Annotated in this window: 19 protein-coding genes; 2 read left to right on the forward strand and 17 right to left on the reverse strand. The window is 52.6% G+C overall.

Going from position 1 to position 19,155, the window contains the following annotated elements; all coding sequences use genetic code 11:
* Positions 1-959 precede the first annotated feature (959 nt).
* Positions 960-2,441 (forward strand): translocation/assembly module TamB domain-containing protein, encoded by a 1,482-nt coding sequence (locus B152_RS26655; RefSeq protein WP_425402032.1) that lies wholly within the window; start codon positions 960-962, stop codon positions 2,439-2,441.
* Between the two features lie 53 nt (positions 2,442-2,494).
* On the opposite strand, the gene B152_RS0116200 is transcribed toward B152_RS26655, so the two are convergent.
* From B152_RS0116200 to B152_RS0116230, 7 genes are all read right to left on the reverse strand, one after another.
* Positions 2,495-4,450 (reverse strand): nitric oxide reductase activation protein NorD, encoded by a 1,956-nt coding sequence (locus B152_RS0116200; RefSeq protein ID WP_020593482.1) that lies wholly within the window; start codon positions 4,448-4,450, stop codon positions 2,495-2,497.
* 86 nt (positions 4,451-4,536) lie between these two features.
* Positions 4,537-5,361, reverse strand: a complete 825-nt coding sequence (locus tag B152_RS0116205; protein ID WP_020593483.1) for a CbbQ/NirQ/NorQ/GpvN family protein — start codon at positions 5,359-5,361, stop codon at positions 4,537-4,539.
* A 113-nt stretch (positions 5,362-5,474) separates the two neighbouring features.
* Positions 5,475-6,824: a cbb3-type cytochrome c oxidase subunit I gene (locus B152_RS0116210; protein ID WP_020593484.1), complete on the reverse strand. Its 1,350-nt coding sequence runs from the start codon at positions 6,822-6,824 to the stop codon at positions 5,475-5,477.
* 18 nt (positions 6,825-6,842) lie between these two features.
* Positions 6,843-7,298 carry a c-type cytochrome gene (locus tag B152_RS0116215; protein WP_020593485.1) on the reverse strand — a complete coding sequence of 152 codons (456 nt, stop codon included), beginning with the start codon at positions 7,296-7,298 and terminating at the stop codon, positions 6,843-6,845.
* 174 nt (positions 7,299-7,472) lie between these two features.
* A complete protein-coding gene (locus B152_RS0116220) occupies positions 7,473-7,844 on the reverse strand; it encodes a hypothetical protein (RefSeq protein ID WP_020593486.1) in 372 nt (123 codons plus the stop codon).
* 118 nt (positions 7,845-7,962) lie between these two features.
* Complete coding sequence (locus B152_RS0116225; RefSeq protein WP_020593487.1) at positions 7,963-8,526, reverse strand: EndoU domain-containing protein; 564 nt, start codon at positions 8,524-8,526, stop codon at positions 7,963-7,965.
* 127 nt (positions 8,527-8,653) lie between these two features.
* The gene (locus B152_RS0116230; RefSeq protein ID WP_020593488.1) at positions 8,654-9,286 is read right to left on the reverse strand and encodes a hypothetical protein; all 633 of its coding nucleotides are present in this window, start codon (positions 9,284-9,286) and stop codon (positions 8,654-8,656) included.
* A gap of 156 nt (positions 9,287-9,442) precedes the next feature.
* Here B152_RS0116230 and B152_RS0116235 point away from each other — a divergent pair, with 156 nt between their 5' ends.
* On the forward strand, positions 9,443-9,916 hold the full coding sequence (locus B152_RS0116235) for a hypothetical protein (RefSeq protein ID WP_020593489.1): 474 nt from the start codon (positions 9,443-9,445) through the stop codon (positions 9,914-9,916).
* Between the two features lie 194 nt (positions 9,917-10,110).
* Here the strand turns inward: B152_RS0116235 and B152_RS0116240 are convergent, their stop codons facing one another.
* The 10 genes from B152_RS0116240 to B152_RS0116285 all read right to left on the reverse strand — a co-directional run bounded on the left by B152_RS0116240 (position 10,111) and on the right by B152_RS0116285 (position 19,130).
* Complete coding sequence (locus tag B152_RS0116240) at positions 10,111-11,697, reverse strand: nitrite reductase (RefSeq protein WP_020593490.1); 1,587 nt, start codon at positions 11,695-11,697, stop codon at positions 10,111-10,113.
* Complete coding sequence (gene nirJ, locus B152_RS0116245) at positions 11,694-12,914, reverse strand: heme d1 biosynthesis radical SAM protein NirJ (protein ID WP_033406687.1); 1,221 nt, start codon at positions 12,912-12,914, stop codon at positions 11,694-11,696. Before nirJ ends, B152_RS0116240 begins: the two co-directional genes overlap by 4 nt.
* A complete protein-coding gene (gene ahbB, locus B152_RS0116250) occupies positions 12,902-13,489 on the reverse strand; it encodes a siroheme decarboxylase subunit beta (protein WP_020593492.1) in 588 nt (195 codons plus the stop codon). The genes nirJ and ahbB (B152_RS0116250) overlap by 13 nt, the downstream gene beginning before the upstream one ends.
* Positions 13,486-13,974, reverse strand: a complete 489-nt coding sequence (locus B152_RS0116255; RefSeq protein ID WP_020593493.1) for an Lrp/AsnC family transcriptional regulator — start codon at positions 13,972-13,974, stop codon at positions 13,486-13,488. Before B152_RS0116255 ends, ahbB (B152_RS0116250) begins: the two co-directional genes overlap by 4 nt.
* Entirely contained in the window at positions 13,971-14,465 is a 495-nt protein-coding gene (gene ahbB / locus B152_RS0116260) for a siroheme decarboxylase subunit beta (protein ID WP_211212227.1), read from the reverse strand. The genes B152_RS0116255 and ahbB (B152_RS0116260) overlap by 4 nt, the downstream gene beginning before the upstream one ends.
* Positions 14,462-14,917 (reverse strand): Lrp/AsnC family transcriptional regulator, encoded by a 456-nt coding sequence (locus B152_RS0116265; RefSeq protein ID WP_020593495.1) that lies wholly within the window; start codon positions 14,915-14,917, stop codon positions 14,462-14,464. Before B152_RS0116265 ends, ahbB (B152_RS0116260) begins: the two co-directional genes overlap by 4 nt.
* Before the next feature lie 10 nt (positions 14,918-14,927).
* Entirely contained in the window at positions 14,928-16,136 is a 1,209-nt protein-coding gene (locus B152_RS0116270; protein ID WP_020593496.1) for a cytochrome D1 domain-containing protein, read from the reverse strand.
* Positions 16,133-16,498 carry a c-type cytochrome gene (locus B152_RS0116275; protein ID WP_020593497.1) on the reverse strand — a complete coding sequence of 122 codons (366 nt, stop codon included), beginning with the start codon at positions 16,496-16,498 and terminating at the stop codon, positions 16,133-16,135. The genes B152_RS0116270 and B152_RS0116275 overlap by 4 nt, the downstream gene beginning before the upstream one ends.
* Entirely contained in the window at positions 16,491-17,279 is a 789-nt protein-coding gene (gene cobA / locus B152_RS0116280; protein ID WP_020593498.1) for a uroporphyrinogen-III C-methyltransferase, read from the reverse strand. Before cobA ends, B152_RS0116275 begins: the two co-directional genes overlap by 8 nt.
* Before the next feature lie 141 nt (positions 17,280-17,420).
* Positions 17,421-19,130 carry a cytochrome D1 domain-containing protein gene (locus B152_RS0116285; RefSeq protein WP_020593499.1) on the reverse strand — a complete coding sequence of 570 codons (1,710 nt, stop codon included), beginning with the start codon at positions 19,128-19,130 and terminating at the stop codon, positions 17,421-17,423.
* Positions 19,131-19,155 lie beyond the last annotated feature (25 nt).

Below are 19,155 nucleotides of genomic sequence, written 5' to 3' on the forward strand. Positions count from 1 at the left end.
GCGCGACAATCGGAACCCTGGACAGCTCTTTCGACATCGCCACCCTTGGAACAGGCCCGGCAGGAGACTTCAGAGCGCGGATCAGCCACCCGCAAACACCTTTAGATTTCGCCTCTGATATTGCACTTCCCGACTACAGCAGCCTTGAGCTGACAAGCTTGCAGATACGCTCAGGGGAAAACAAATTTTCCGGCGATCTTTCTGTCCCTTTCGACGGCCAGCCTCTAAAGGGTGAAATCACAGGTCGCTTGCCTCAACTTTCTGCCTTCAATGTACTGGTCGACACCCCCTTTTCTGGTTCAGCGACCTTAAGGTTAACCCTCACGGCAGAGCAAGAGCAGCAACAGGCCCTCCTCGATCTTGCGGCAAAGAAGTTGGCATTGACGGGCGAAAATACCGAGATCCAAAGCCTGCAGATCCACGCCAGTTCTCTTGGCGCATTTAACGACCCGCAATTGTCACTTACCCTCAAATCGACCGGGCTAACTTTCGATACCATGACTTTAGACCGGGTAAATCTGGACGCAGTGGGCAAACCTTCAGATTTGGATTTCACTTTCGGTCTCGAAGGCACAGCAAAGCCATCACTTCGACTTGATGGCGCAGGAAATTTACAAGCTGGCCAGCAAGCAACCCTGTTTCATCTGGCCCGATTGAACGGTGAACTCGCGACCAGAAAAATATTGTTGCGATCTCCTCTAATTCTGGAACAAAGCCCGACCGCAACAACCCTACAGGCATTTGACCTTGCCTTGGGTGAAGGCAACCTGATCGCATCCGCTCGACTGACAGAGCAAGAGATCAGCGCCCAGCTGTCGCTCAAATCCCTGCCGCTGGATCTGGCCGAAATCCTGGTGCCGGATCTACGTCCTGAGGGGACAGTCGAAGGAGAGGCAAATCTGCTGCTCAGACAGGGGAGCAGCACCGGAAAGCTCGATCTGCGAGCAACAGCTGTAAGCATGAACAGGGAAAAAAATCAGGACCTTCCCGAATTCCACGGTGTATTTTCCGCTGAACTGCGCAACCAACGCATCGATTTCTCAGCTGATATCAACAGCGACCAGGCGACAACTCTCACTGCCTCAGGTTATCTGCCTGCGAACATCACCCTCACCCCTTTCAGTCTGACAATCCCGGAACGACAGCCCATCGCAGCAGAACTTGCGACCAACAGTAATCTCTCCAGCCTCTGGCAATATCTGGCTTCTGATACCCAGATCCTGAACGGAAGTCTTCAGGCGGATGCAAAGCTTTCAGGGACACTCGCAAATCCTTTACTCAATGGCCAGGCTCGCCTGAGTGATGGAGAGTATGAAAACATTGAATTCGGCACCATCCTCAAGCAACTTGAATTCAACGCCGATATTCAGGACAGCACCCTACTGCTGCTTAAGGCCCGGGCACAGGACCCTAAAGGCGGAACCCTGTCTTCTGAGGGAACCGTCGACCTCAAGAATATGACAGATCCACTCGTTGCACTGACCATTCAGCTGGATAACCTTGCTGCACTGGACCACGACCAGATCATCTTGCAGACAGATGGAAATATTACGATCTCGGGTCAGGCGACGGGACTTGATGTCAAAGGCGACATCACCACCCGCGATGTGACCATCAATATAGACAAAGCTCTTGCTCCAAGTGTTGTCGAGCTTGATGTCATTGAGGTCAACCGACCCGGTGCCCTGCCTGATGCACCAGAGAACAATCAGCCAAAAGCAGGAAACAAAGTCGCTCTGGATCTCCTGGTTTCCCTGCCCCGCCGGGTATTTATCCGTGGCCGCGGGCTTGATTCTGAATGGGAAGGCCAGTTCAAGGTCAAAGGAACAGCCGATGCTCCCCGCGTTGAAGGGTATTTGAGCCCGGTGCGGGGGCAGTTTTCCTTTGCCGGGAAGAACTTCAAACTGCAGAAAGGCAAGATCTCTCTCGTCGGCAGCTCGGTGATCAATCCAGAGCTTTCTCTTTCAGCCGTCTATGAAGCCAGCAACGTTACTGCTGTTGTCAGTATTGAAGGCACCGCTTCCGACCCGAAGATCACCATTACCTCTCCTGATGACCTGCCCCAGGACGAAGTTCTGTCACAGGTTCTCTTTGGCAAGGCTGCCGGAAAACTCTCCGCTGTCGAAGCCCTGCAACTGGCAACCGCCGTTGCCTCCCTCTCTGGAAAAATCGATACCGGGGGCGGTATTCTTGATTTCGCCCGGGACTCTCTCGGGGTTGATGTTCTTACCGCCGGAACCAATGAAACAACCGGAGCACCGGAAGTCAGTGTCGGCAAATATATCAACGACGATATCTATATCGGTGTTGATCAGGGCGCCGGAGCCGGGAGCACCCGGGCCAAGGTCCAGATCGAGCTGACACCGAACGTCACAGTCGAAAGTGAAACCGGCCAAAGCGCCGAAAGCAAGGTCGGCGTCTACTGGAAATGGGATTACTGATTTTTCTGACTGTCAGGCTATCCAGGTAAAACATCCTTTGGAATAAAACAGGTTCAACTGCTCTCTTTTACAAGCTGGCGATAGATTTTTGGCAAGGCCTGCGACAGCCGGGCAACGTTTCCGACAATCTGGTAGGCTCCCCGCCCGAAAACAATCGGGAAGTAATCCTTGGCCTCCTGATCAATTGTCACCCCAAAAACAGTGATACCCTTGCGACGACATTCCTGGACCGCCTTACGGGCATCCTCGATGCCATAACGCCCTTCATAATGATCGACATCATTTGGCTTGCCATCTGTGAGGATCAGCAAAAGCTTCTGGCGGTTGGGCCGCTTTTCCAGTTCTTCAGCCATCACCCTGATGGCCGCCCCTATTCGGGTATAATAACCCGGCTTGAGCGCAGAGATACGCCGCATGACCTGATTGTTCAGCTTTTCATCAAAACCTTTGATCCGGTCAATCCGGACATAGTGGCGTTTGCGCGACGTAAAGCTGTGGATCGAAAGATCATCTCCGGCGGCATCCAGCCCGTTGGCCAGAATAGCCAGGGATTCCTTTTCCACATCAATCACTCGCCGTTCATCCAGCCAACTGTCGGTAGAGAGCGATACATCCATCAAAATCGAAACAGCGATATCCCGCTCAAGCTTTCTTGTGTTGATATAAAAGCGATCAGAACAGGCGCCACTGGCCTGAAGATCTCCCCGCGCCCGGACCAGCGCCTCCAGGTCAAGCTCGGTTCCCTCCGGTTGTCCGCGCAACTGTTGCCGATTGTTTCTAAAGGCTTCAAACTGCCGCCGGACCAGACGGATGCGCCGTGCGGTGACATCATCCAGCTTCCAGTCTCCCCCTTCCTCTTCAGCCTCGCGCAGGGTGACCGCACAGTAATCCGGCAAATATGCCTGTTTGCGATAATGCCATTCGGCAACCGTCCTTTTGGCTTCAATCCGGCTTTCATCCAGTTCATTCGCCGGAAGGTCCAGATCAATCTTGATCTTGGTCGCGACCTTTTCCTCATGATCCGTAAGTGTGATACGATCCAGATCATCCGCCGTCTCCAGGGCGGAATCCTCATCATCCTCCTTGATGTTCCGGTTGACGTTGACGATGTCAGTTACAGCCATCAGCTTGTCATAGACATTGACAAAAAATCCGTCGTTTCTTTTCGTTTGATCCAGTTCCCGGCGCTCGGCCCGACGTTTGCGTCGATCCTCCGCTTTTTTCCTGCTCTTGCCGCCCCCGCCAGATTCATTTCCTGCTGTATCACTGCTGATGGCTCCGTCAATCAGTTCCCCCCACAACGGTACGGGCAGAAAGGGCTTATATCTGGACGATGCGACCAGATCGTGGCCCTCATCAGGGGTGGAAGACAGCACAAATGAAAGATATCTCTCTGCCAGTGGAGAAAGGTCATCCCTTTCTCCCAGAAGGTGGCGAATGACAGCCTCTACAGCCAGTTCCTGGGAGGGAAGTTGTTGACGTTGCGGCCGCAGCTGCAACAACAGAGCCGCCAGATCACCATAGATACTTTGCAGGCCCTTCAACCCCTGCAACAAAACCCCAGACTTTTGCCAGGACTGCCGAATAAAACAGAGATCATGTCGCAAGAGATCTTTTTCATGGAGTGACCCCTGTGGATCTTCTGCCGTAAAGAAAGCTGCAAGCCAGAAATAGAGATCCCGGTTTGCCCGGCTCTCTGGAAAAAAGGAAATAGTTTCCGGCAACATCAGAGTTCGCCCGTCCAGCGTCGCCCGTTGCATCTTCTCGATGTCCATCCCCAGCTTCTGTCGGAAAGACAGCCGATGCCCCGATTTTTCCTGCCCCGTAGAGGCAATTTCGACCCCGCTTTCGCCCCCAAGCGCCCGAAAAAAAACAGTCAGTGCACCACGGACCTGTTCCAGAGATATTACCTGTTCGGGAAAACTGGCATAACTCTCCGCACCTGCAATGAACTTGTGCCACTGGCGGCCGACAAACTCCTCAACCTCGATGAGCTCCATAATACTCATAAACGGCTCTCCCGCCTCGTCCCGGCTCATCCCCGTGCCTCAGGGAACCGCTGGACTTGCTATAATATATCTTTGCCCGACGCAGGTTAGCCGAAACTGACCCGAACAACTTCCTCGAGCCCCTGTTTGACATCCAGATCGTCTGTCAGAGGCTCGATCATCGCATGGCGAATAGCTTCGTCGAAACTCATACCCGATTGGATCAGTGTGGCACAGTAAACCAGAAGACGGGTGGATACGCCCTCTTCCAGGTCCTGCCCTTTCATCTCGCGCAGTTTTCCAGCCAGCCTTACCAGTCCCAGGGTTCGATCCAGATCCAGTCCGCTTTCAGTCGTGACTATTCTGGCTTCGGTTCCCGCATCAGGAAAATCGAATTCGGCAGCAACAAAGCGCTGCCGGGTGCTGGGCTTGAGGCTTTTCATCATGTTCTGGTAGCCGGGGTTATAGGAAACCACGAGCATGAAGTTATCCGGAGCCTGCAACAGCTCGCCCGTGCGCTCCAGCGGCAAAATTCTGCGGTCATCTGTCAGGGGATGAAGCACCACGGTTACATCCTTGCGCGCCTCAACCACCTCGTCGAGATAACAAATCCCCCCTTCACGTACCGCTCTGGTCAGGGGACCATCGACCCAGACCGTGTCCCCACCCTTGAGCAGGTAACGTCCGGTCAGATCAGACGCGCTGAGATCATCATGACAGGACACCGTGTGTAAAGGTATCCCGAGTTTATGCGCCATATGGGCAACAAACCGGGTTTTCCCGCAACCTGTTGGTCCCTTGAGTAACAGCGGCAGCTTGTTCTTGAATGCCTGTTCGAACAGCTGGCACTCATTGGCTGTCGGTTCGTAATAGGGTGCACTGTTCGAGGTATCAGCAAAGTTTGCAATATTGTCAGAGATGGATTGGGCCATAACACTTACCCGCTATTTAGATTATAAAAGAAAGAATTCACAAAATCCTGGCTGCTTGCGCCGGGAATAACCGGGGCTCTGGCTCAGAGCCCCGGCAGAACATCAGACCGGAATTATTCGGCGGCCTGACTATGGGCAGACGGGCTGACCCGACGGGCTTCACGTCCCGGTACAAACAGGGAATAGACGATCATGAAAGCACCGATAACCACAACCAGTCCGGACCCCAGACGCAGGATGTAGAAGAAACCAAGCTGATCCTGAACATCCATATAGGACTCACCCAGGAACCGCTGCACATGTGCCTGGATGGTTCCGGCAAAGGTCAGAGTAAAGGTCATGAAGGCGACACCGGATGACGTCACCCAGAAACCCCACATATTGAGCATCTGGCGATAAGGTTCCCGGCCAATCAGTTTTGGCATGGCATAGGTCATGATCGCGATATTGACCATGACGTAGGCCCCATAGAAAGCCAGATGACCGTGGGCCGCTGTGATCTGTGTCCCATGAGAATAATAGTTCACATTGGACAAGGTATGCAGGAAGCCCCAGACACCCGCGCCGAAGAAAGCAAAGACAGAACAGCCCAGACACCAGAGCAATGCCGCCTTGTTCGGGTGTGTCCGGCCACCTTTCCAGACCATATAGAACGTAAAGAGGACCATGGCAAAGAACGGAGCAACCTCAAGTGTGGAGAAGACAGATCCGATCCACTGCCAGTAACCCGGTGTCCCGATCCAGTAATAGTGGTGTCCTGTACCGAGCAGACCGGTAAAGAGCGCCAGACTGACAATCAGGTAGAGCCATTTTTCCACAACCTCGCGGTCAACACCGGTCAGCTTGATCATCAGGAAGGCAAGGATAGAAGCCATCACCAGTTCCCAGACACCTTCAACCCAGAGATGGACCACAAACCACCAGAACATCTTGTCGAGGACAAGGTTGACCGGATTATAGAAAGCAAAGAGAAACAGCAGTGCCACGCCCCACAGCCCGACAATCAAAACCATGGATACCGCAGTTTTGCGGCCCTTGAGTACGGTCATGGTCAGGTTGAACAGGAACATCAGCGCCACGACAACAATCGCGACCTTGATCCAGGTTGGCTGTTCAAGGAATTCACGGCCTCCATGTATTCCCATCAGATAGCCGACAATCGCTGCGGCTCCGCCAAACAGGAACAGCCAGAACTGGATCTTGGCAATCAACGGAGAATAGATCTCGGTTTCCGCTTCCTCGGCAATAAGGTAATAGGACGCCCCCATAAATCCCATCAAGAGCCAGACAATCAGGCTGTTGGTATGGATCATGCGGATGACACTAAAGGGAATGGTTTCTGACAAAAGGTTTGGCCAGACATAAACTGCTCCGGCCAGAGCTCCGAAAGAGACCTGGGACAGGAACAAAACCAGCGCACCGACAAAATAGTATAGTGCGACTTTTTGTGATTGATATTTCATGGAACCTCTCCTTCCGGCCTAGCCTTCGTCATTCGGCGGCCAGTTCTGGGTATTAACCCCACTGGTCCACTTGAAGAATTCAACCAGACCTTCCAGCTCTTCTTCGCTGAGGTTGAACTGTGGCATCTGGCGGCGTCCCTCGACACCGCTTGGCTGTGATTTCATCCATTCCTTGATAAAATCTGCGGCTCCTTCGGCATCTTCACGACCACCGCGACGTACCCAGACATTGCCCAGTTCCGGTGCAAAATACGCACCTTCCCCAAACAGGGTGTGACAATTAATACAGGAATTGCGTTCCCAAACTTCCTTGCCCAAGGCAACTTTCTCGTTAAGTTCCGAGGCGTTTGACGTTTCACTGTCTGTCGCATAGTTCACCGAATTGATGACCAGTGCGATAAAGATCACGGCAAAAAAGATCGTTCCTCCGTAGAAGATATTTCGGGCGGCGCTGATTGATAAGCGCTCATTCATAATGGATCTCCCCCATTGCTAGACGGATGCGAGGAGATTTGCACAACGCAGGAAAACCCCTCCATCCCCAACAGGGATACGCCCTTTGAAGAGTCCCGGGTTTGACGTCGGTCAAGTTAGAGACAAATTTCCGAGGAAGATAATCGGGTATTCAGTAGGGCTATTATCTTTTGCTTACGATGGGGGACGATCTTCCCCGCCTCTCTTCAACCCGGATATCCGCTTTTCAAGCAGCATCACAAAGGTGCCGTGCGACAGAAAAAGATCACCAGAATACTGGTCATGTAAGGGTTCAATCCGCACGCCGGAATGGTTGATCACAACTGCATTGGCATTCGCCGCCCCTTCCCAGCTGTAGTTCTGCTGCTTTGAAGCGACCTGGCTCTGGGCGATAAGAAGCCTGGCCCAGCTGGTATCAAACTGCACATCCTGCTCCAGAAACTCGCGGATCCGGATTTTCCCTTCCTTGCTGTAGCCCCGTAGTCTCCATACATATCGGAACTGCCAGCCAATACTCCGGATGATCTCACCAACTGTTTTTTTCATTCTCGCACTCTTTCCTGTCTGGCTAGCTTATCTGGCAAGAGATTCTGTACAAGTTCGATCAGAAACAGATCCGAAAGAAGGTGGGACCAGACCCACCTTCCTCTCACCTTACTGTGTCTTACTGCACAATCGGGAAAGCCGTGTTGATATAACCGTTGAGCCAATAGATCTGGATCGGGAATTCCTCTCCCTGATCTGTCAAACAGGTCCCGCCTGAAAGACGGTTCTGGTTATTCGACGCATAGGCAATCGCCGTGAGCACATCATTATAGCTGCAGTGGTCTGGGTACATTGTCGAAATCGCCTTAACCGCAGTGACACCATGATCGGTGATCTCGAAATCCCTCAGATTATAAAGCCCACTTGGCACCTCGACACCATTGACCAGAACCCGGTGCTGAACCACATCCGCATCATCTGTATTGACTGTAACCGGGTTTTGTCCGCCTGGACGGGAGTGAAAACCCTTTGCCCGGTTATTACCGACTTCGCCACAGAAAATGTGTTTCCGATTGATCTCGACTACCTGTTGCGGGTTGGTGTTCGGGACATTGACCGCCACTCTCTCCTGCTGATTTTCGTCACAGGCAACCTGTGCCGAAGCTGAAGCCGGAATGACCAACAAGGCTCCTGCAACAAGGGCAAGAGAGCAAAAAGCTGAATAAATATTTCTGATCTTCATAAAACTGTTCCCTTCATGGCACGCGTCAGCCGACAAGCCCTGGGCAGGCAGGGGGTATACCACCGCAGCGTCCTGTCGACCAACACGTAAGGATGATTAAAGATAGCAGCAAACTGTTGAGCTCTGCCTATTGATGGAAAGAACCGCTTTTTCCGTCATAGGACATGGCGATTTCATTGATGCCGCCGCCAAACTTGGCTACAGACTTGAGCCCTGTGATATCGGTAATAATGGTCGAGCTCTCGAAATGACCTTCAAGCCAGATATAGACATGGGTAAAGGGAGTGATCTGGATGGACTGTGTCGCGAGAACCGAACTGGCGGACAGGGGTTTCCGGTCCTGAATTTCCTGGTTGACCTGGGCTGACTGTGCCAGACCGAAAGTCAGTGCCGGATATTTTTCATAGGACATGTTGTTCACGGCTGCAAAAGTATCAGTCGCAACATCCGGACTTTTTACCGGCGTCCCGAAAGTGGCGTTGTTACTGAAGGGATAAATCGACCCGTTCATCGCCGGTCCAGGCTGGACTTCTGACAGCTTGGTGATTTTCTCGCCGGACTTGCCGACCGCTGCTGTACTGGCATAGAGCCAGTATTCTTCTGACCACTGGATCGTATTGCTTTCAAAAGGATCAAAGGCCAGCCAGATCACATCCACCTTTGAATTCCCGACAGGTTTGGCCAGAGCAATTTTCTGCTGGGCACCATTGATAATTTCCAGATCAGCCGGTGCAACATTTAATGTCAGTGTATAATCCATATCAGTCTCCTAAGTCTTCAAAAACACAGAGCGTCATTGCTCGCCTAAGGACATATTAAAAATTAATACACACCTATAACGGGAATCATTCCACTTATGATTTAGTTACATATGCATTAAGACGTCTCAATCGGCAACAGGGACAAGGATACCGATATGAAACGTCAAATATTCAAGGGCATACCGATTTATGACGACCAGGCATTCAGCACACTCGAAGATCTTTTTAATGAAAACAGGGGGCAAATACTCGCAGCTCTCCCCTGGCTTGTCTCAGAGCTGATTGAGCAGGTCAGCTTCAAGATCACACTGGAATTCATTTATGAAAATGGCGGGCGAAAGCTCTATATCCGGAACGATTGGAAAGATCTGGCAAAAAAATTTGGTTTTCCGGTATCAGAACAGCTCTACAACCAGATCATGCACCTCTCGGACAGTAGCGGCTATCTGGAAATTCCCTCGCCCTGGGGTGTGTCTGAAAGAATCAGGCGCGCTCTTGTCGTCTCCTCCTACAACAAGGGAATGTCACGTGAGGAGATCAGAGAGACTTTCGGCGTCTCAAGCCGGTCCCTCACCAATCTGTTCCGCAGCAAACAGCGGCAAAACAACGAGGCAGCCTCCCTAAGGTAATATCCGCGGGGCGGCACCAGGCTACGAACACTATATCCAAAAGTTTCATCTTTCCCGCTCAACTGCAATAAAATTACAGGCGGGGAGCCCGGGAGGCTCCCCGCCTTACCCGTTCGACCACGAGACCAGGAATTGTGATCGCAACAGGAATGGGAAATGTCTTTACCGGATCTTTGTTCGGTAAAAGGAGAAACCTAGTGACTGGTTCCTTCCTCATAGGTGATCTTGTTGTAAACATTGTACTTGCCAACGGGTTTGGACATGGGCAAGCGTTTGACCTCATCAAGTGTCTTTGCGTCGTAGACGATAACTGCCCCCTCATCATCCCAGATACTCAACAGGGCATAACGGCCGGAGCGGTCAAATTCGACATGCGCGGCAACCTTGCCCGGTTCTGGCCGCAGGGTCTTGACGATCTCCAGCGTCTTTTTGTCAATGATATGGACCACGTCCTTGTTCGGGCCAAAAAACACATCCGCCCAGGCATAGGGACTGTTTTCATGACTGCGCATAAAAAATCCGGGTCCCTGTGTTTCCAGCACCTTGACCGTTGACCAGTCGGTCATATCAATAACCGAAATCTTGCTTTCCTTAAGATGTGGGGTCGCCAGAACCGAACGCCCCTGCCAGTCAAAAGTGATCCCCGATCCCAGATGAGGCATACCATCGAGTGCTACATCCGCAATTTTCTGCCCCACGTTAAGATTAACCACCTGTCCGCTTTGCCCATCGCGCGATGCCCCAATCAGGTGACGGTAATCCTGATCAAAGAAAAAGTCATCAAGATGGCTTTCCAGCCTGATCCGCCGCAAGGCAAAAGCCTGATCCTGCACCCCCAGTGCTTCAACCATTCCCGCTTCATAGTTATGCACAAATCCTGGATAAACCGGCTTTTTCGGTTTGCTGTAAGGGATCTCCCAGACTTCCGGCATATCCTTGAGTGCAACGATAAAACTGGCGCGAGGCGGTGCTGTATAAACAGCACTGACTCTGGAACTCTCACCATCATCCCCCGTCACCGGGATAACCCGTAAAGGCCTCAGATCTTTTGCATCCAGCACCACCAGACTGTGTGGCAGCATATTCCCGGCCATAACATAGCGGCCATCACCCGAAACCGCCACATTACGCGTGTTCAGTCCGACACGGACCTCGGCCACAGTCTGCAAGCTGTAGAGATCATAAAGCGTAACCCAGCCATCGCGCGAGGCCAGATAGACAAAGCGCCCGTCCGGAGAATACTTGGCACCGCCATGCAGGGCAAAGCGGCTTTCAAAACGGGCGATCGGCTCCATTCTGTCACCGTCAAGAATGGTCACATGGTGGTCCCCTGCTTCGACCACTGTGAAAAGGTTGAGAGGATCTCCCCTGAATACAGGTTTTTTAGGCAAATCTTTTCTATCAACCAACACACTGTGGGTCGCCTGAATATCTTCGAGTTCCCAGACGGGCTGTTCATCCGGTTCCGTTCTCAAATAAACTGCGATCTGCTCGATCTCTTCGGATGACAAGTCACTCCCGAAAGCTGGCATCTGGCTGGCCGGGCGTCCTCTGGCAATAATCGTTGCCAAGGCTGGTCCCCGGAGTTTAGAGATTGATTCCGGCAGAAGAGCCGGGCCAAGACCGCCAAATCTGTCGCCGCTGTGACAGGCGGCACAGTGCGTGGCATAGAGGGCAGCCCCAGCCTGCTCTCCTGATCTTTGGGCCTGCGCCATTTGTGCAACCAGAGAACCACCAACTCCGACTGCTGCAACCAGCAGAATTTTCGTAATACTGTTCATTCTGCAGCCTCTTCTTTCAGCGGTGTTTCTCGGGTTTTCTCCGGGTGAGAAACACCGATTTCAGCATCGCTCAGATAACAGCCGGGATCAGAAGCCCAGGGATCCTCACAGGCCTGAAGCGCGCGAGTGCGCGTATTGCCCCCACAGATAGAGATAAACTTGCACTCTCCACAGCGACCGGTCACCGGGCGGGTTTTTTGGCGCAGGCCCTCCATGATGGTGTCTTGAGGATCGTTCCATATCTCGGAAAAGGGCCGGGTTTTGACTGACCCGATCGTGTGTCCCCACCACATGCTGTCGGGGTGAACATCCCCCATATTATCGATGTTTGCGACCTTCACACCGGTCGAGTTACCGCCCCAGCGCTCAAGCATGCCAACAACCCTGTCCATCCGTTCCGGTCCGATTTCAACCGCATGGTGCTGTTCCAGCCACATCTTGAGAAACACACCATCTGCATCGTTGTTTCCCGAGACATAATCCCGTTTGACACCATTTCTGATGTCTTCTGCGCAGCTCTCGAACACCATCTCGACCGCATTCCGGGTTGTCTGCAGCATCACATCATCGCGGCGATTGCCGATACCCCGGCCTGCATAGTTGAGATGGGACAGATAAAACTTGTCGATGTTCTCTTCTTTCACCAACTCAAGTAAACCGGGCAGATCTTCCGCGTTATCCTTTGTCAGGGTAAAACGGGCACCCACGGGCAGTCCGGCATCACGACATAACCGGATACCATGCAGAGCCTTGTCAAAGCTGCCCTCTTCCCGTCGTACATAATCATGACGCGCACGCAGCCCATCAAGACTGATCCCGACATAATCGACCTTGTGTCCGGCCAGGACTTCAACATCTTCCTCTGTCAGGGTCGTGCCGTTGGTTGAGAGCGTGACATAAAATCCCATGGACTTGGCCCGGGCCAGGATCATCATGATATCGGGGTGCATCATCGGCTCGCCCCCTGAAAGGATCAGGACCGGAACACCATATCCTTTGAGGTCATCCATCACCTCCATGATTTTCGGGGTCGAAAGTTCTCCGGGGAAATCAAAATCCGCCGCAAAGGCATAACAGTGACGACATTTCAGATTACACCGCCGCAGAAGGTTCCAGATAACCACCGGACCATCAGCTCTGGCCGCCGGACTGGTGGTCCGGTGAGAACGGGTCTCCGGAGCAAGCGCAGCGCGCATATACTGGCTTATTCTAAGCATTCTTGTACTCCCTTTCCCTTGATCTGGTTTGGTGATCCGGTTTGGTGATCCGGTTTGGTGATCTGGTTTGAGTAACTCCCGGTCAGGCGCAGCCCGGTCTTTTTCAGGATCCGGGTGCTGTAGAGAATTTTATGGCCGCGCCTGTGTTCTCCCAGAATATCGGCAATCCCCCCGGCCAGATCTTCAACTTCGGCTCTGGTTCTTGCATGCACCATGGCAAAAAGATTATAGGGCCATTCCGGAAGATAGCGGGGGCGGCGATAACAATGGCTGACAAACGGCAAAGCTCCGATCTGCGGCCCCAAATCTGATGCTTGCTCATCCGGTACATCCCAGACGGTCATCCCGTTGGCGCGATATCCCAGGCGGTAATGATTGGGGATCAGACCGATACGCCGTATCACCCCCTTGTCCTGCAAGGCCTTGATCCTGAGCACCACCTCCTCGCCAGAAAGTCCCAGTTGTTCGCCCAGATAATGATAGGGACGCGGCACCAACGGTAATCCCGTCTGGGTCAGAGCAATCAGGTCTCGATCAAAAGCATCAAGGAAAACAGTGAGGAGTTCGCTCTTCATGACCTCTCCTCCGCCAGAGCCTCAAGCTTCAACTCCAGAAAGAACTCCTCTTCTTTGGGCATGTTATATACTCTCAAGCCCGTCTTCTGTTCTATCTCTTGCAGGACTTCTCCTATACGCTCCGGGTTCTCTGTCAGAACCACAAACCACATATTAAAAATATGGGTGCGTTCGTAATTATGCGCGACTTCCGGATAGCTGTTCACAAGCTCGGCAACCGCTTCGAAATTCTCTTCCGGCACCCACATCGCCGCGAGTGTCACCCCGCCCCCCATGGCCTCCGTATTATAAAGCGGCCCAAAGCGCGAAATCGTTGCCTCGTCGCACAGGCGGGATATCCGCGAAATCACTTCATCTTCGGAAAGACCAAACTTGTTTCCTGTTTCTGAAAATGGTCGGTCACAAACCGGAAAACCTCCCTGTAATCCATTGATCAAGGCCCGATCTGCTTCGTCGAGATCAGCAGAAGCAAAAGCATCAGTCATCCCGCACCTCCTGCTATCCCGTAATTTCCTGCTGTCTGTTTGAAACGCCGGTCGCTAAACAGAATTTGTTTGGGCACCTCCTCCAGCGACAGATCGCTGACCAACTGGTTGTGTTGACGCAGGACAATATCCCGGTCCTTGCCGTGTATCATGCAATAGAGATTGTAGGGCCATTGGGGCAGCACCCGCTTGCGCTGGTAGCAAAGTGTCACAAAGGGATAGGTCGTGACCTGGCGGCCAAAAGCCGCGACATGGACATCCGGCAGGTCAAACACACACATGGCGTTCGCTTTATACCCCAGCTCCCGGTGATGCAGGATTGCGCCGAAGCGTGAAATCACCCCCTCCACCTGCAGTTTCTTGATTGTTCTGACGATTTTTTGTTCATCACAACCAAGCCCTTCTGCCAGTTGCTGATAGGGCCGCTCTGTATGAGGCAGTCCGGTCTTGAGGCGTGCAATCAGATTTTTCTCAAATGTGTCCAGCATCATGTCACCCTGAACCCCAGATCAAGACGATAGGCCTCAACCATTGGCATGATCAGGACTTCGTGCTCGATCTTTCTTTCGATTTCTTCAAGCGTACTGTCGAGTGTCTCGGCATCTGCCGCCGTCGCGACAAACCAGAGATTGAGCGGGTTACTCCGCTCGTAGTTATGGTTCACTCCGGCAAAACTGTTGATCTGCGCGGCAACTTTTTCCAGCTTATCCGGTTCAACTGCGACGGCAGCAAGAACCGAGGCTCCCGCCCGCCCCGTACAGTAGGTTGCTCCGATCCGGGACAGCATCCGGCGCTCGGCAAGATGGGCAAAGCCCTTGATAACCTCTTCTTCACTTGCCCCTTCCTCTGCTGCAATCTCGGCATAGGGCCGGGAGGAAACCGGGAAGTTACGCTGCCAGTTATTCAGCAGTCGAACCTCAAGCTCGCTTAGTTGCTCAATCATCAAACTCTCCTCACAAACCCGCCTTGTGCGCCCGGGCACTCAAAAAAATACCGCTGGGGCTCTCCAGAGATAGCTCTTTAAGTTTGTCAAACGTCTCTGTGTCATAGGCTATGATCTTGTTTTCATCCCGCACCGAAACCCAGACAATCTCTCCCCTGGGGTGGAATTCCATGTGCAGAACACCTTTGCCGGCTGGCAGTGTCTTGACGACCTCCCGACTCTCGGCGCTGATCACCTGCAACTGGTGATAATCGGGAAAGGCAAAATTGACCCAGATCTGACGCCCGTCCGGACGGGCCATGACAAACACCGGTTGCCCGGCAACTGGAATACGCTGGATTTCTTTCCAGCTTGTCATATCGATGACCAGCACCTCGTGTCTGCCGACAGCGGGAACAAAAGCAAGATCCCCGGCCACTGCCCAACCTTCGAGGTGGGGCATTTTATAGACCGGGCGTTTATCATCTTCCCCCTTGCCATAGCTCCCCAGGATACGGCGCACCCCCTGTTCAGGATGCCATAGATCCAGCAGAGCCATTCCGTCTTCACCAAACAGGCCTGCGATATAGTAGCGCCCATCCGGCGTTATCAGCGCGTCGTAAGGATTATGTCCAACATTTTGAAACTTCTGAATTTCCGGTTTCCGGGGATCTTTCATATCGGCAACCCAGATTTCATCATGGTCCCATAGACTGAAGACAAACCTGTTTCCCGGCGCATCAACCAAACCGATGACTTTGGAACTGGCGCCTCCTGCATCGGAAACAGCAGGAATATCAACAATCAGCTCCAGTGTTTGGGCATCAAAAATTTTTACCCCCCCCGGCTCATAATTGGCGACAGCAACCAACGCGCCATCCTGGGATATCGCTCCGCCGATAGAGTTCCCGGACTGAATAATCCGTTTTTCTATCTTCCCCGCCAGAATATCAACCTTGGTCAGACCACCATCCCTGCCAAAAACATAGGCATAACGTTCATCCCGGCTATAAACGACAGAGGCNTGACTAAGATCCCCCAGACCAGACACCTGGGTGAGGAATGCACGATTGCTTGTATCAAGAACCGCAAGCTCTCCGGTGGCCCTTGCAATCACAACCCCCAGATCACCCGTTCCGCGCAAGTTCTGTTTGTCACCACCTGCACTACAGGCAGCAAGCCCCAGCACCGTTGCAAGAATGATCGCGCGACCAACTTTTCTTTTGCGTTCAAATTTCATGAATTTTCTCCCGGATCTGCAGCGATTGTTTTCCCGCGCAAAATCCCGATCAATTTGTTGATTTCATCATTAGTGAGAATGTCTCGCCAGGGCGGCATCGCTGTTTCCGCTCGACCATCCCGGATGATGTTGAAGAGATCCTCATCCTCGAAAGCAGTAAGACCGTCAGGTAAAAGTGCTGGCCCCAGCCCTCCCTTCAAGGTCATCCCGTGACAGGAGCCACAATCCTGATGCAGCAAACGCAACAGATCGGCCTCGGTCCTTGCTTCGGGTTTATCTGCTGCATGCCCAGGCCCAGACAAAGGTAAAAGCAGAGCCCAGCTCAGGCCAGCAGCAGCAATCAGGCGAAAGATCTCATGCATAACCCGCCCCCGCTGACGCCAAAAGCTCAGGCAGCAATTCCGCCTTTTCCTTCTGGTCGGCCAGGGAGACCACTTTTCCGATAACAATCAAAGTAGGAGGTTTGAATTTTTCATCACGTACTGCCCGTGAGATCCGGTTCAGCGGGGCAATGATTTTGCGCTCTTGTGGTGTGGTGGCATTTTCAATCGCCAGAGCTGGCGTCTCGGCAGGCAGGCCAGCTGCAATCAGACGACGGGCAATAACCGCCAAAGCAGACAGGCCCATATAGATAACCAGGGTCGTGTCCTCTTGGGCAAGACTATCCCAGTCAAGATCGAGTTTATGATCTTCCCGCAGATGCCCTGTTACAAACCGGACACCTGTCGCCAATCCTCTGTGTGTTAAAGGAATACCCGTTGCTGCACTGCTGGCAGCGGCAGAAGTAATGCCTGGGACAACCTCCACAGAGATTCCGTGTTCTTTGAGAAAGAGCGCCTCTTCCCCACCCCGGCCAAAAATATAGGGATCACCTCCCTTGAGACGCACAACCGACCGATAAAGTCCGGCGGCATTGAGCAGAACCTCGTTAATACGGTCCTGTGTCAGGCTGTGATGTCCGCTTTCCTTGCCAACATACAGTTTTCTGGTTTTGCTGGGGACCAGCTCGAGAATAGAGTCCGAAACAAGGCGGTCATAAACCACCACATCAGCTTCCTGAATAAGGCGTAGAGCCTTGACTGTCAGAAGTTCGGGGTCTCCCGGTCCCGCGCCAACCAGATATACAGGTCCGGCTGCTTCCATAATATCAATCCTCCAATAGCAGGATAATCACGGCGTAAGCCGCAAGACGTCGGCTTGATCTGCAGCGCTGGAAGGATTTGTTTCCCTGGCCACCCCGCCAGCACTGCTGTGATCAAACTAGAGGTTCTATAAGAAGAACCTCTAGTAGACGTCTTCTCTGGTGTTAAAGACGTTGAATTTGCCTGTTGGTGTAATCAGGCGCGGGTCCTTGATGACTTTCTTCAGTTCCCGGGTTTTGTCATCGACGACAACAATTGCGGAATTCTGTTCTTTGCCATTCCAGACCGAGAACCAGATCTCGGTTCCTGCCTGGTTATATTCCCCCTGAACCACACGCTGGGCCCCCTCATCACCAAGATCAGCCCATTCAGCAATCGGCAGCGTCTCAAAACCCTTGTCGAGGTTATTGATATCAAACACCGCAACAGACTGATAAAGCTCAGCCTCAGAGTTCAAAGGCGTATCAACCCAAAGATTTGTGGATTTTGGATGTGTCTTGATAAAGAGCGATCCACCCCCAGGGCCTTCCAGACTTTCAACCTTTTTCCAGGCATTGTCCGGATGACCTTCAGGGTCTGTTCCGATTAAAGCCACCGTTTCATCGCCAAGATGACTGGTTGCCCAGACAGGACCATATTCAGGATGAACAAAGTTGGCACCACGTCCTGGATGTGGCTTCACACCAACATCCACCAGCCCAGCCAGCTTCCGCTCTTTCGTATCCACAACCGCCACCCGGTCACGGGCATTGGCAGCAACGAGGAAGTAACGACCAGTAGAATCAAGCCCACCGTCATGCAGGAAACGTTCAGCTTCAATTGTTGTCACCTGAAGCGCATCAAGGTTTTCATAGTTCACCAGAAGAATTTTTCCGGTTTCCTTTACGTTGACCACGAACTCGGGATTGTAATGAGACCCGACAATCGATGCCACCCGTGGTTCCGGATGATATTCCTGCTCGTCATAGGTTGTACCGCGTGTTGATTCAATCTTGAGGGGCTCAAGTGTTTCCCCATCCATAATCACATACTGTGGCGGCCAGTAGGCACCAGCTATGGCGTACTTGTCTTCCCAGCCTTTCATCTTCGAGGTTTCAACCGAACGGGCTTCGAGACCAACCTTGATCGTCGCCACTTTTCCCGGCTCTTTCATCCAGAGATCGATCATATCAATCCTGGCATCCCGACCGATGACAAAGAGATAACGACCCGAGGCTGAGACACGGGAAATATGCACGGCATAGCCGGTTTTGATGATCGAGGTAATCTCGTAGCTTTTCCCATCAATCAGGGCAATCTCACCAGTATCACGCAAGGTCACCGAGAAGAGATTATCAATATCGATATCATTCATTTTTTTGGTCGGGCGCTTGTCGACCGGAATAAGAACCTCCCAGGTCTCCTTCATGCTGCTCATGCCCCATTCAGGAGGCTGCGGCGGATCCTGCATGACATAGCGTGCCATCATGTCCACTTCGGCTTCACTCAGATCACCGGAAGTCCCCCAGTTCGGCATCCCGGCCGGGGACCCATAAGTAATAAAGTCCCGGAGATGATCAATACCCAGCTCACGAGTTCTATCCGTGGTCAGTGCCGGGCCGGTCGCTCCGTTACGCAGGACACCGTGGCAGCCGGCGCAACGCTCGAAGAAAATCTTGCGGCTGGCGGCAAACTCTTCCTCGGTCATGGTCGGAACACCAGGTTTGACGCCGGGTGCTTCCCCATCCAGCGGCATGGATTCCAGCGAAGGCTCATAGGTAGAACCATCCGGCGTATGCCCTGATTCAGCCCAGGCTGCCCCGCTACCAAGAACCAACCCCGCACCAACAAGCATTGGCGTAACTGTGTTCATTAAAAATTTTCTGTACATGACTCAC

Source organism: Kiloniella laminariae DSM 19542 (assembly GCF_000374005.1).
Taxonomy (GTDB): Bacteria; Pseudomonadota; Alphaproteobacteria; order Kiloniellales; family Kiloniellaceae; genus Kiloniella; species Kiloniella laminariae.

What these genes read in the sequence shown, in the direction of transcription:
- B152_RS26655 (WP_425402032.1), top strand. Translation starts at nt 960, where the DNA reads ATGAACAGGGAAAAAAATCAGGACCTTCCCGAATTCCACGGTGTATTT.
- B152_RS0116200 (WP_020593482.1), bottom strand. Translation starts at nt 4,450, where the DNA reads ATGAGTATTATGGAGCTCATCGAGGTTGAGGAGTTTGTCGGCCGCCAG.
- B152_RS0116205 (WP_020593483.1), bottom strand. Translation starts at nt 5,361, where the DNA reads ATGGCCCAATCCATCTCTGACAATATTGCAAACTTTGCTGATACCTCG.
- B152_RS0116210 (WP_020593484.1), bottom strand. Translation starts at nt 6,824, where the DNA reads ATGAAATATCAATCACAAAAAGTCGCACTATACTATTTTGTCGGTGCG.
- B152_RS0116215 (WP_020593485.1), bottom strand. Translation starts at nt 7,298, where the DNA reads ATGAATGAGCGCTTATCAATCAGCGCCGCCCGAAATATCTTCTACGGA.
- B152_RS0116220 (WP_020593486.1), bottom strand. Translation starts at nt 7,844, where the DNA reads ATGAAAAAAACAGTTGGTGAGATCATCCGGAGTATTGGCTGGCAGTTC.
- B152_RS0116225 (WP_020593487.1), bottom strand. Translation starts at nt 8,526, where the DNA reads ATGAAGATCAGAAATATTTATTCAGCTTTTTGCTCTCTTGCCCTTGTT.
- B152_RS0116230 (WP_020593488.1), bottom strand. Translation starts at nt 9,286, where the DNA reads ATGGATTATACACTGACATTAAATGTTGCACCGGCTGATCTGGAAATT.
- B152_RS0116235 (WP_020593489.1), top strand. Translation starts at nt 9,443, where the DNA reads ATGAAACGTCAAATATTCAAGGGCATACCGATTTATGACGACCAGGCA.
- B152_RS0116240 (WP_020593490.1), bottom strand. Translation starts at nt 11,697, where the DNA reads ATGAACAGTATTACGAAAATTCTGCTGGTTGCAGCAGTCGGAGTTGGT.
- nirJ (WP_033406687.1), bottom strand. Translation starts at nt 12,914, where the DNA reads ATGCTTAGAATAAGCCAGTATATGCGCGCTGCGCTTGCTCCGGAGACC.
- ahbB (WP_020593492.1), bottom strand. Translation starts at nt 13,489, where the DNA reads ATGAAGAGCGAACTCCTCACTGTTTTCCTTGATGCTTTTGATCGAGAC.
- B152_RS0116255 (WP_020593493.1), bottom strand. Translation starts at nt 13,974, where the DNA reads ATGACTGATGCTTTTGCTTCTGCTGATCTCGACGAAGCAGATCGGGCC.
- ahbB (WP_211212227.1), bottom strand. Translation starts at nt 14,465, where the DNA reads ATGATGCTGGACACATTTGAGAAAAATCTGATTGCACGCCTCAAGACC.
- B152_RS0116265 (WP_020593495.1), bottom strand. Translation starts at nt 14,917, where the DNA reads ATGATTGAGCAACTAAGCGAGCTTGAGGTTCGACTGCTGAATAACTGG.
- B152_RS0116275 (WP_020593497.1), bottom strand. Translation starts at nt 16,498, where the DNA reads ATGCATGAGATCTTTCGCCTGATTGCTGCTGCTGGCCTGAGCTGGGCT.
- cobA (WP_020593498.1), bottom strand. Translation starts at nt 17,279, where the DNA reads ATGGAAGCAGCCGGACCTGTATATCTGGTTGGCGCGGGACCGGGAGAC.
- B152_RS0116285 (WP_020593499.1), bottom strand. Translation starts at nt 19,130, where the DNA reads ATGAACACAGTTACGCCAATGCTTGTTGGTGCGGGGTTGGTTCTTGGT.